This window comes from Sphingopyxis sp. OPL5 (assembly GCF_003797775.2).
Classification (GTDB): Bacteria; Pseudomonadota; Alphaproteobacteria; order Sphingomonadales; family Sphingomonadaceae; genus Sphingopyxis.
The window spans coordinates 1579275-1591040 of record NZ_CP060725.1 but is presented as its reverse complement, the minus strand read 5'-3'; the positions used below and the strand labels follow the sequence as shown (position 1 = coordinate 1591040).

Sequence of the window (11766 nt, the reverse complement as noted above, 5' to 3'; positions counted from 1 at the left end):
AAATTCCTCTCCTCATGCCCATTCAGTGTACTGAATGGGCTCGCGTTCCGCAATGCCGATCGCGCGCCGACGTGCACCTTATCATCTAACTAGGTAATATGACTGTTTGCAAGAGGCGAGTCGATCCGGCTAAGCTTGCGCGGCGCGCGGTTTCGGGGCAAAAGGCGCCCAACCCCATAAAGGAATTAAACTTGTCTAACGCTTTTGTCGCAATACCCGTCGGCAATCGAAGCAATGCGGCGGCCGTTCGCGTTCCCAAGACCGCCGAACTGGTCGCGAAACAAATCCGCAACGCCATCATTCGCGGCGAACTCGTCGATGGCGATACGCTTCCCGCCGAATCGCATCTGATTGCCGAATTCGAAGTGTCGCGCCCGACGATCCGCGAGGCGGTGCGTATTCTCGAATCGGAGGGGCTGGTGACCGTCGCGCGCGGCGCGCGGGGCGGCGCGCGCGTCAGTTCGCCCAATTATGTGATGATCGAACGCGCCGCCGGGATCACCTTGCAGGCGACGGGCGTCACCATCGGCGACCTTTACGAGATGCGCACCCTGATCGAACCGCCCGCGGCGCGGCTGGTGGCCGAGCGCAACAGCGAAAAAGCGGTGCCGATCCTGCGCGCGATGATCGAAGGCGAAATGAGCCATATCAAGGACCGGTTCGCGATCACGTCGATGATCGCCGAATTTCACCGGGCGATGATCGACCTCGCCGGCAACAAGACGCTGATCATGTTCTCGCACGCGCTCAGCGGTCTGGTGAATGAACATCTGAACCTGGCGCAGCGGCGCAATTCGGTCGACCCGGAAATTTCGCTGAAACAGCTCCGGTTCGGCCTGAAATCGCATACCAAGCTTGTCGATCTGATCGAAGCCAGGGATGGCGCCGGCGCCGAAGAACATTGGAAGGCGCATATGGTCGCGGCGGGCAAAGTGTGGCTGGCGCAGGTCGGCCCCAATTCGGTGGTCGATCTGATCGACTGAAATTCCTCGCATATCACTCTCGACAGAAGCAGTGTAATTATATAACTGATTGCACTGATAAACGACTGTCTCAGGGAGTGTGATCGATGGCCAGCAAGCAGTTTGTGGCGAATCCAGCGGTATTGCTGGAGATTTATCAACGCGCCGCGTTGCTGAAAGCGAACGACGAGCGTGCACGGAAGGTGATTCTCTCGGGTCAGATCGCGATGGTCTATTATTCCTATCGCGGGCAGGAGATCATTCCCTCGGTGATGGGGCAGGTGCTGCGCGACGACGACAAGCTGTGTACCATCTATCGCGGCATCCACGACATGCTCGGCAAGGGCTTTCCCTTACGCGAACTCTGGGCCGAACTGGCTGGGCGAACCACCGGTTCGTGCAAGGGCAAGGGCGGGCCGATGCACCTGACCTATCCGCCGAAGGGGATCATGGTCACCACCGGCATCGTCGGATCGTCGGCGCCGATCGCCAACGGTCTCGCCTGGGCGGCGCAACTCGACAAGAGCGACCGGGTTTCGGTCTGCACCTTCGGCGATGGCGCGTCGAATATCGGCGCCGTCCATGAGGCGCTCAATCTGGCGGCGGTCTGGAAACTGCCGACGATCTTCGTCTGCCAGAACAATCTGTTCGCCGAGCATACCACCTTCGAAAAGATGACCGCCGGCGGCAATATCGCCGGCCGCGCCGAAGGCTATGGCATCCCGGGCGTCCGCGTCGACGGCAACGATCCCGAGGCGATGTATTCGGCCTTTGCCGAAGCCGTTGCGCGCGCCCGCGCCGGCGAAGGTCCGACATTGCTCGAATGCATGACCTTCCGCTTCCATGGCCACACCTTCGGCGACGACGACAGCTATATGCCCAAGGGGCAGAAAGCCGAGGCGATCGAGGCCGATCCCGTTCCCCGCCTCCGTGCGCGCCTGCTCGCCGACGGAATCGCGAGCGAGGATCAACTGGCGGCGATCGAGGCGGATATCGAGAAACAGATCGACGATGCGATCGAATATGCGCTTGCCTCGCCCTGGCCCGAACGGGACTCCTTGCGCTTCGACGTATTCGCGCAGGAGATCGCAGCATGAGCGCGGCGGAAAAGGCGGCGAAGCCGAAAGTCACCATCATCGAGGCGATTTCGAAAGCCTATCAGGACGCCTTTGCCGACGATCCGACGGTGATCACGCTGGGCGAAGACCTCGCCGATCCCGAGGGCGGCGGCATCGCCAAGATCACCAAGGGGCTTTCCACGACCTTCGGCGACGACCGTGTCCGTTCGACGCCGATTTCGGAACAGGCGATCATGGGCGCCGCGATCGGCGCGAGCCTTGGCGGCTACAAGCCGATCGCCGAGATCATGCTGATGAACTTCACGACCGTCGCGATGGACATGATCGTCAACCATGCCGCGAAGCTGCGCTTCATGTCGGGCGGGCAGACGAGCGTGCCGATCGTCATCCGGACGATGACCGGGCTGGGCTTCGGTTCGGGCGGCCAGCATTGCGATTATCTGGAGGCCTGGTTCGCGCACACGCCGGGAATCAAGGTCTGCGCGCCGTCGACGCCGGCGGACGCCTATGGCCTGCTCCGCGCGGCGATCGACGATCCCGATCCGGTGATCTTCATCGAGAACCTGCCGACATACCGGACCCCGATGGCGTTCGAACTGCCCGACAGCAGCCACCGCGTCCCGCTGGGCAAGGCCGCGGTGCAGCGCGAGGGCAGCGACGTGACGATCGTCACCTATGCGCGCATGGCGGTGCTGGCTCGCGCCGCCGCCGATCAGGCGGCCGAACAGGGGATTTCGGTCGAGGTGGTCGATCTGCGCACCATCGCGCCGTGGGATCGTGAGACGGTGCTGGCATCGGCGCGCAAGACCGGTCGGGTGATCGTCGTCCATGAAGCGGTCAAGCAGCATGGCGCCGGCGCCGAAATCGCCTCGGTGATCAACGAGGAACTGTTCGGCGCGCTCAAGAAACCCGTCAAAAGGCTCGGCGGCGCGTTCAGCGCGGTGCCCTATTCGCGGCCGCTCGAAACCGCCTATGCGCCGGATACCGACACGATCCTCGCCGCCATCAAAGACATCGTCAGCTAAGGAGGCCCCCAAGTGGCTGTGCAAGTGACCATACCGAAAATCGGCTTTTCAATGAACGAAGGCATTCTCGCCGAATGGATGGTGGAGGACGGTGCCGACGTGACCGAAGGCCAGCCGCTTTATGCGCTGGAGGCCGACAAATCGACGAACGAGGTCGAGAGTCCCGCGAGCGGCAAGATCCGGATCATCGGCGAAGTCGGCGAAACCTATGAGGTCGGCGATCTGATCGCGGAGATCGGCTAGCGGGGCGCGGCGCTCAGTCGTCGAACCCGACGAAGGTCGCCGCGTCCTCGACGGCTTTGCGCGTCGAGACCACGGCATTGGCGGGGAAGCTCTCGTCGGGCCAGCCGATCGCGATACAGATCATGATCGTCTGGTCGTCGGCGATCCCGGCCTCGGCGCGCACCACCGCCGAATGCATGATGCCCTGGCTGTTGATCACGCAGCCGAGCCCGCGCGACCAGGCGGCATTGACGATCGCCGTCGCGACCGCGCCGCAATCGAAGGGTGCGATGTCGCTCCCCACCAGCACCCGGTCATAGGTGACGACGATACAGGCCGGTGCATCGAATTGCCGGAAGCCGCGCAGCACCCAATCCTTGCGCTTCGGCTTGTCGTCGCGTTCGATCCCCATCGCGCCGAACAATTGCTTGGCCACCCCGACCTGGCGTTCGCGGTGGACGCCGTCGTAATTCTCCATGCTGCGGAATTCGCGGGTGTGCGGAATGCGATCGAGATTGCGCTGGGTGTTCCCGGCGCGAATCCGCGCCAGCGGCTCGCCCGTCACGACATAGAAATTCCACGGCTGGGTGTTGAGCGACGAAGGCGAGCGCATCGCCAGCTCCAATATCTCGACGATGAGCGACCTGGGTACCGGATCGGGCTTGTAGCCGCGAATGCTCCGCCGCCCGTTGACCACCTCGCTATACGCCTGCGCCAGCGCTGCTCTGTCTTCCATTGCTTAATCCACCGTTGCGCCGGCGCCGACCGGCGCCGCGTCGATATTGACGAAAATCATCTTTGCGATCTCTGGCCCGCGATTGCGCCACGCGTGCAGGACGCCGCGGTCGACGATCAGGTCGCCGGGCACCAGATCGACTTCGCCGGTCTGGGTGACCAGGGTGATCCGGCCCGCCAGCATGACGCCATAGTCGAGCGTGTCGGTCGCGTGCATGCCGGGTCCGAGCAGTCCGTCGCCCGGATCGAATTCGACGATCAGGAACTTGGTGCCGCCCCGAGCAAAGGCGAAAGAATAGGCGGCGTCGGCTGCGTCGGTGTCGCTGCTGTTGTCCGCCGGCGACCGGTCGCTCTGCCACAGCGATGTGACGCGGACACCTGCCGCTGCGGTGACGAAGCCCCCGGGGCCATCGAACAGGATGCACGACCGCCCCGTCGGATCGAGCCCGGTCACGATGCGGCGATGACCCGTGCGCTGCGCCTCGCCGGTCACGGCAATCGGTCGCCGCGCCGGATGGCGTCCTTGCCGCCGTCGGCGAAGATCGTTTGCCCGACGATATAGCGATTGTCGGGACCGGAAAGGAAGCTGAGCAGCGGCGCGATGTCTTCGGCTTCGGCATAGCGATCGACCGCGATCGGCGTCGCTTCGGCCAGCATTGCGCGCCCCTCTTCGGTGGCGAGGATCGGCCGGGTGATCCGGGTCAGCACCGTGCCGGGCGCCACCGCGTTGAGCAGGATGCCCGCGCCTGCCCATTCGGGACGGATCGCGTGACGTCGGACCCAGCGGCTCAACGCGACCTTCGTCGAGGCATAGACCAGCCGCGGTTCTTTCGCCGCCAGATGCAGGGCGTGCGTCTCGTCGCCCGCAAGGCAGGCTTCCACCAAGTCTTCATCATGGCCGAGGATGATCGAGGACGAGGAGACGGCAACCGCGCGCGGGGCTTCGGCCGCTGCGAGCAGTTCGCGCACGCCTTCGAGCAAGGCGATCGTGCCGAAATAATTGACCCCGACCATCGCCGCGGTGTCGGCACCGGCCAGTCCCGCGCAGGCGATGACGCCGTGCAATTTCCCCTCGCTCCGCTCGCCCACCGCCTTCAGCGCCGCCGCCCGGCCGCCGGGTGTCGCGAGATCGGCGATGATGTCGGCATCGTCGAGATCGAGCCCAATCGGGTGGTGCCCTTCCTCGCGCAGCCATTGGACGGTGGCCGCGCCGATGCCGCGCGCCGAACCGGTCACCAGAATATTGCGCTGTGCCCTAAACACCGAGCGCGCCGAAGCTGTCGAGATCGACCATCGCCATCGCGAAGCGCGTCGCGGCGGCGGTATTGTTCGCCTCGGTCTGGAAATGCGATCCGTTGAGCATCCAGATCAGCAAGCCCCACACGACGTCGCGGCGATAGGCGGCCCACGCGTCGTCGAACGACGGCGGAGCCACGCCATGATCCTTCAGGCAATTGAGATAATGGTCGAGCAACGCGGCTTCCCAGCGTCGCCGGTCGACGAGGTCGAGCCCGGCGATCAGGAAATAGCTGACGTCGATCGACCAGGCGCCGAGACGCGGCTGTGAATCGAGGAAACCAGCAGTGCCGTCGGCATCGACGTAGAGATTGCCGAGGTGCATATCGCCATGATTGATGACCCGCGCCTGCGTTTCGTGCGCCGCGCGCATCGCCCGGTGCGCGGCGCGGATGCGCGGCGGATCGAGTAGCATGCGCGGCATCGCCGCCCCGCGCGGTGCGGTGGCATAGGATTGAAACTGGTCGGGCGTCAGCAACAGGCCGAAATAATGCGCCATCGATTCTTCGCTGGTGCCCGGCACCCACGAAAAGCGCGTCGCGAGCTCGGGCGCATTCCACCATCGGGCGTGGAGCTTGGCGAGGCCCGACAGAAACGCCTTCGCCAGGTCGAAGCCGACCGGCTCTTGCAACGACAGGAAACGCACGTCGCGCCGGCACAGATCCTCGAGGATGACGAGCGCCTTGCCTTCGTCGTCGATGACCGCGGCCAGGCAATCGGGGACGTTGAGCCCGGTCGTCGGCATCAGGTCGTGATAGGCGTGATATTCGTTGACGTGCATCTTGCGCATGGCGGGGCTGTGCGGCTCGAACCCCGCCTTCATCAGCATCGTCGGGGGCAGGTGGGGGCGGTCGCCATGGACCGCCAGTCGTATCTTGGTGCAGGCGCCGTGGATCAGATCGACAGTATCGACCCGGTCGATCCGTACTCCGGGAAAGCGCGGCGCGAGCGCCTCGCTCAGCCAGGCGGGCGTCACCTCCGCAAGATTGTCAGGAACCCGCATCGCAATACTAGCCGGCATCGGCGAGGATAAGCTCACCGGCGCGCGACGCCATCGCCATCGCGGGCGCATTGGTGTTGCCCGACACCAGCGACGGCATCACCGAGATATCGACGACGCGCAGCCCCGACACACCGCGAACGCGCAGGCTGGTGTCGACAACCGACGCGTCGTCGGTGCCCATCCGGCAGGTGCCCGCCGCGTGATAGCCGCTGCCGCCGATCCGGTGATAGGCGTCGATGATCTCGTCGTCGGTCTCGATGCCGGCGCTCGGGTCGACCTCGGCGACGACGAACGGCGCGAGCGCCGGCTGGGCGAAGAGGTTGCGGATCGCGCGGAACAGCGCGACCGACACGCGCCGGTCGTAATCGGTCGCCAGATAATTGGGATCGATGATCGCCGGCGTCGCGATATCCGGCCCCGCGATCAAAATGCTGCCCTGGCTTTCGGGGCGCATCACATAACCGCCGCACATCGCGCCGTGGAAATCGTGGAGCGACAGGCCCGGGGTGCGGCTGTCGATCGACATCGGCCCCATGCCGAGCTGGGCGTCGGGTCGCCCGCTGCCGGGCTCGGTGCGAATGAAGCCGCCGACCTCGAACGCCGCCGACGTCAACGGTCCCGATTTGAACAGGAAATAGCGCAGCGCGCTGAGATAGAGGCCGAGGCCTTGAAAGGAGGAATTCTCGCTGCCGCCGCGCAGCCGGTATTGCGCGCGGAGCAGGCGGTGCTCGCGCATATTGTGGCCGACCCCCGGCGCGTTGTGGAGCACCTCCATGCCGACGCTTTTCAGATGGGCGGCGGGGCCGATGCCTGACCGCTGGAGCAGTGTCGGCGAGTTGAGCGCGCCGGCGCTCAATATCACTTCGCGCGCGGCGATATCCCGTTCGCCCGAAGCGTCGCGGATGCGCACGCCGGTGATCCGGCTGCCCTCATGCGTCAGCCGCAGCACATCGGTGTCGGTCACGACCGTGACATTGGGCCGCTGCATCGCGGGGCGCAGAAAGACTTTCGCCGCGCTCTGGCGCTTGCCCTTCCAGATGTTGCGCGGCTGATAGCCGAAGCCTGCGCTGTCGAGCGAATTGAGGTCGTCGACGGTCGGCACCCCCATTTCGGCGGCGGCCGCGATCATCGCCTCGAGCACCGGCAATTTTGTCGGGTGGACGGTGATGTTCAGCGGACCGCCGGTCCCGCGCATATCGGATGCGCCCAGTTCATGATTTTCGAGCGCCTTGAAATGCGGCTTGAGGTCTGCCCAGCGCCAGCCTTCGCAATCCCACTCGTCATAGTCGCTCGGCTGGCCGCGGACATAGACCATGCCGTTCAGCGAACTCGATCCGCCGAGCGCCTTGCCGCGCACCCAATATTCGGGCTCGTTATGGCCGCCGGTCTTCTTCGCGACATAGGCATGGGTGAGCTTCGGATCCATCAGCGTCCTGCCGAAACCGCGCGGCATGTCGATCAGCGGGCTGGAATCGACCGGGCCGCTCTCGATCACCAAAATCTTGTGGCGGCCGCTGCGGCTGAGGCGTTCGGCGAGCACGCAGCCCGACGATCCGGCGCCGACGATGATATAGTCGAACGGTCCCATCGCTCAGATCTCGACCATGTCGAATTCGGCCTTCACCGCGCCGCAGTCGGGGCATTTCCAGTCGTCGGGAATATCCTCCCACGCCGTGCCGGGTTCGATGTCGCCCGCCGGGTCGCCGTGTTCCTGCTCGTAAATCCAGCCGCAGTTCATGCACATCCACTTCTTCATGGGCCGTCTCCGTTAGCTGTCGAACCTGACCCACAGATGCTCGGGTACGCGCAGCAAATGTCCCCGGATATCGGGGCCGGGCTTGTCGGGATCGAGCCGGAGGCCCGGCAGCCTGTCGAAGATCGCATTGAGCGCGCGCGTCATTTCGACCCGCGCCAGATGCTGCCCGATGCACAGATGCGGGCCGCTCGCAAAGGCGATGTGGCGCGTGCTGCGGTTGCGGAAGATGTCGAAGCTGTCGGGATTTTCGAACTTGCGCGGATCGCGGTTGGCCGAGGCAAGCACCAGGTTGATGAAGGTCCCCGCCTTGATCGTTATGCCGTCGATCTCGCTATCCTGCGCCGCATAGCGGAAGGTCGAGGTCACGGGCCCTTCCCAGCGCAGCGCCTCGTCGATCGCCTGCGGGATCAGGCTGCGGTCGGCGGCGACCGCGGCCAGTTGCTCGGGATGCGTTAGCAGGCCGGTCAACAACACGCTCGTGCCGCGATAGGTGGTGTCGCCGCCGGCGTTCATCAGCTGGCGAAGGAAGGAGATCAGCACATCGTCGGGCAGCCGCTCGCCGCCGACCTCGACCGTGGCGAGGTGGCTGATCAGGTCGGTGCCGGGATTCTCGCGCTTGCGCGCCAGCAGCGCGCCAAAGAAGGTGCCGAGTTTCGTGCTCGCCTCGGGACCTTGCGGCAGGCCGATCGACGACAGGATCTGCGCGATCGCCAGCTTGTGGAACACCGGCGCCTGATCGGGTTCCAGCTCGACCTGCGCATAGATGACCTGGAACGGATAATGGTGGGTGAATTCCTCGATCAAATCGGCTTCGCCGCGCCCGACGAACTCGCCCATCAGCCGGTTGACCACCGGATCGACCACCGTCTCGCCCCATTGGGTGACGATCTGCGGCAGGAACGCCTTCTGGAATATCTTGCGGTAATGGGTGTGTTCGGGCGCATCCATCACCGTCACCGTGTTGCCGAACGAGCGGCCGAGGTTGCGCCGGAACGCTTCCTTGTTGGTGAAGATTTCGGGCTGGGTCAGCACCTTCATCACCGCGTCGTACCCCAGCACCATCACCTGCGGCAGATGCCCCATCTGCGCGTCGGGAACGTCGGTGAACTGCATGCGATAGCTGCCCTCGACGACCGCGCCCTGCGCCATCAGCTCGTGGATGCGCGGGTAGGGATCGGGGCAGTTGCCCGTCGACAATTTCTCGACCAGGAACGGGTCGAAACTCTTGTCCTCGAGATCTTCGAGACGGGGCATCGCGGTCATGATTTCCACTCCAGGCCGAGCGCCGCGACCACGGCCTTGGAAATCGGCAGGATCGGGTCGTCCTGCGGGTCGCGCGCGTTGAACATGCGGTTGTGGCAGATCGCCACGGCGAGGTGCTGGTCGGGGTCGGCCCAGCCGATCGAGCCGCCGGCGCCGGGATGCCAGATCGCGCGCGGGCCGCTGACGCGGTGGCCGCCCAGCCAGTATCCGCCGGTGCTGATCGGGATCGGAATGCCGAACATCACCGGGTCGGGTTCGTCGCCATTGTCACGGATCGTGGAGAAGCCCGCGACGCGGTCGGCGGACAGCAGGCGCACCCCGTCCAGTGCGCCGCCGCCCGCCAGCATCGCCCAGAAGCGCGCTTCGTCGCGGGCGTTGAAGATGCCGCCGACCCCGGCGATGCACGCCCGCTGCACCTCGGGCCGCGCGAACACCGGCGGCACCAGGTCGACCGAGGCGGGCATCGAGCGGGCATAAAGCGTCGCGGCGGGGGGCGGGGGATCATTCTCGTTGCGGTTCGACATGACGGCTACGCGATCGGCGACCGTGTCGGGGATGCCGATCCACAGGTCCTTCAGGCCGAGCGGCGCGTTGATCTCGTCAAGCACGAACTGGCGGAAGTCGCGGCCTTGGGGGTCGCTGCGTCGGACGATCTCGCCGATGATCCAGCCGAAGGTCATCGATTGATAGAGTGTCTTCTCGCCCGGCGGCGCGAGCGGCTCCATCGCGGCGATCGCGCCAGTCATATACTCCCAGTCGCACATCGCCTCGGGGGTCACGCCTTCGGGCATCAGCGGGACGCCGGCGCGGTGGGTGAGAGCGTGGCGCACCGTCGCTGCGGACTTGCCGTTCTGCGCGAATTCAGGCCAGTAATCGGCGATCGGCGCGTCATAATCGATATGGCCGTGCTCGGCCTGGATATGCAGCGCGGTCGCGGCGACCGCCTTCGTTACCGAATAGACATTGTACAAGGTGTCGGCGTCGGCCTTGCGCCCCGACGCGGGGTCGGCGAGGCCATCCCACAGGTCCAGCACCTTGGCGCCCTTGTGATAGGCGACGACATGCACCGCCTCTTCATGCCCCGCATCGATCGCAGCGCGGATCGCGGCGCGGACGCCGCTGTCGTCGATGGCCATCACACCGCCCATTTCAGATAGAGTTTGTCGACGCCGTTGACGCTGCCGGCGGCAAAGACCGGCGGACGGTCGGGGTCGATCTCGAAATCGGGGATCGCGGGCAGCCATTCCTCGAGGAAGATGATCAGTTCGCGCCGTGCCAGCACATTGCCGGGGCAGACGTGCGGCCCCGCGCCGAATGCGGCGTGCTTGATCTCCGACGGCTTGCGGTGGAAATCGACGACCTCGGGGTTGGCATTGATCCGGTCGTCCAGGCCATAGAGGCATTTGGGCATCTGGATCATATCGCCCTTTTTGAATTTCAGGCCCTTATAGTCATAGTCTTCGGTTAGCTGCCGCGCGGTGTTCGGCAGGCCGTAGCGGCGCAGGAATTCCTCGCAGGCGACCTGCGCCAGCTTCGGATTTTCGACCAGTTCGCGCCGATGGCCGGGGTTCTTCGCCAGGAAATGCGCGACGAAACCGATCTGCGACGCGACCGTATCGAGCCCGCCGACGAGCACCAGCAGCGACATCGCCATGATCTCGTGCGGGGTCAGCGCCCGTTCGCTGACCTCGCCGTTTACGATCATCCCGAGCAGGTCTTCGCGCGGGTTCGCCTTGCGGTCCTCGATATGCCCCATCAGATAGCCGGCGAGTTCGCCCTGGGTCCGGGCCTTGAGCTCGATGTCGTTGCTGCGGACCGCGATTTCGGCGCGCGGCAACAGGAAGTCGCGATCGCTCAGCGGCAGGCCCATCATCGTCAGGAAGACGTTGATCGGCAGCACCTTGGCAAAATCGTCGATGAATTCGCATTCGCCGCGCGGCTTGAGTGTCGCCACCAGTTCCTGCGCGGTCTCGCGCGCGACTTCGGAATATTGGCGGACCTTCTGCGGGGTGAAGCCGGTCATCAACAGCTTGCGATAGGGGGTGTGGTCGGGCGGATCGAGCGACAGCGGGATCGATTTCATCCGGCCTGGGTTGAGCGGGATGTCGAACTCATTGTGGCTGAAATGTTCGTGATCGACCTGCATCACCTGGATGTCGGCGGCGCGCGTCGCGATCCAATAACCGCCATAATGCGGGGTCCAGACGATGTCGGGACCCTTGTGGAGTTCGGCCCAGGCGAGCTGGATATCCTCGGCCTTGCCGGCGAGCGTGTAGAAGTCGAAATCGACCACCAGTTCGGGCGGCACATTGTCGGGGACCGCGACTGTCTGCGGCATCGCTCGCTCTCCTCATCCCATTGATACGGTCCTGGAGACCGTCGTTTGTTCTAAGTCTTATGGCGCCCAAAGAGGCGGGTCATCCAC

Annotated in this window: 13 protein-coding genes; 4 read left to right on the top strand and 9 right to left on the bottom strand. The window is 64.8% G+C overall.

The genetic code is table 11. The features are described from left to right. Positions 1 to 98 precede the first annotated feature (98 nt). The 4 genes from EEB18_RS07690 to EEB18_RS07675 all read left to right on the top strand — a co-directional run bounded on the left by EEB18_RS07690 (position 99) and on the right by EEB18_RS07675 (position 3309). Positions 99 to 983, top strand: coding sequence for a FadR/GntR family transcriptional regulator (locus EEB18_RS07690; protein WP_187669095.1), 885 nt, complete (start codon positions 99 to 101; stop codon positions 981 to 983). Between the two features lie 86 nt (positions 984 to 1069). Next, positions 1070 to 2059: a thiamine pyrophosphate-dependent dehydrogenase E1 component subunit alpha gene (locus tag EEB18_RS07685; RefSeq protein WP_056344113.1), complete on the top strand. Its 990-nt coding sequence runs from the start codon at positions 1070 to 1072 to the stop codon at positions 2057 to 2059. Next, complete coding sequence (locus EEB18_RS07680; RefSeq protein WP_187139066.1) at positions 2056 to 3066, top strand: alpha-ketoacid dehydrogenase subunit beta; 1011 nt, start codon at positions 2056 to 2058, stop codon at positions 3064 to 3066. The genes EEB18_RS07685 and EEB18_RS07680 overlap by 4 nt, the downstream gene beginning before the upstream one ends. A gap of 12 nt (positions 3067 to 3078) precedes the next feature. After that, complete coding sequence (locus EEB18_RS07675; protein WP_187139065.1) at positions 3079 to 3309, top strand: biotin/lipoyl-containing protein; 231 nt, start codon at positions 3079 to 3081, stop codon at positions 3307 to 3309. A 13-nt stretch (positions 3310 to 3322) separates the two neighbouring features. Here EEB18_RS07675 and EEB18_RS07670 read toward each other — a convergent pair whose 3' ends face one another. The 9 genes from EEB18_RS07670 to EEB18_RS07630 are packed head-to-tail and all read right to left on the bottom strand — an operon-like array spanning position 3323 to position 11679. Beyond that, a complete protein-coding gene (locus EEB18_RS07670; protein WP_187139064.1) occupies positions 3323 to 4024 on the bottom strand; it encodes a nitroreductase in 702 nt (233 codons plus the stop codon). A 3-nt stretch (positions 4025 to 4027) separates the two neighbouring features. Next, complete coding sequence (locus EEB18_RS07665) at positions 4028 to 4477, bottom strand: cupin domain-containing protein (protein WP_187669094.1); 450 nt, start codon at positions 4475 to 4477, stop codon at positions 4028 to 4030. A 35-nt stretch (positions 4478 to 4512) separates the two neighbouring features. Further along, positions 4513 to 5259, bottom strand: coding sequence for an SDR family oxidoreductase (locus EEB18_RS07660; RefSeq protein WP_222943150.1), 747 nt, complete (start codon positions 5257 to 5259; stop codon positions 4513 to 4515). 19 nt (positions 5260 to 5278) lie between these two features. Next, positions 5279 to 6340 carry a phosphotransferase gene (locus EEB18_RS07655; RefSeq protein ID WP_187669093.1) on the bottom strand — a complete coding sequence of 354 codons (1062 nt, stop codon included), beginning with the start codon at positions 6338 to 6340 and terminating at the stop codon, positions 5279 to 5281. Then, positions 6330 to 7910, bottom strand: a complete 1581-nt coding sequence (locus EEB18_RS07650; RefSeq protein WP_187139061.1) for a GMC family oxidoreductase — start codon at positions 7908 to 7910, stop codon at positions 6330 to 6332. Before EEB18_RS07650 ends, EEB18_RS07655 begins: the two co-directional genes overlap by 11 nt. 3 nt (positions 7911 to 7913) lie before the next feature. Further along, positions 7914 to 8078, bottom strand: a complete 165-nt coding sequence (locus EEB18_RS07645) for a rubredoxin (protein ID WP_187139060.1) — start codon at positions 8076 to 8078, stop codon at positions 7914 to 7916. Positions 8079 to 8090: 12 nt separating this feature from the next. Continuing rightward, the gene (locus EEB18_RS07640) at positions 8091 to 9341 is read right to left on the bottom strand and encodes a cytochrome P450 (protein ID WP_056344087.1); all 1251 of its coding nucleotides are present in this window, start codon (positions 9339 to 9341) and stop codon (positions 8091 to 8093) included. Continuing rightward, a complete protein-coding gene (locus EEB18_RS07635) occupies positions 9338 to 10477 on the bottom strand; it encodes a serine hydrolase domain-containing protein (RefSeq protein ID WP_187139059.1) in 1140 nt (379 codons plus the stop codon). Before EEB18_RS07635 ends, EEB18_RS07640 begins: the two co-directional genes overlap by 4 nt. Continuing rightward, positions 10477 to 11679, bottom strand: a complete 1203-nt coding sequence (locus EEB18_RS07630) for a cytochrome P450 (protein WP_187139058.1) — start codon at positions 11677 to 11679, stop codon at positions 10477 to 10479. Before EEB18_RS07630 ends, EEB18_RS07635 begins: the two co-directional genes overlap by 1 nt. Positions 11680 to 11766: the final 87 nt, after the last annotated feature.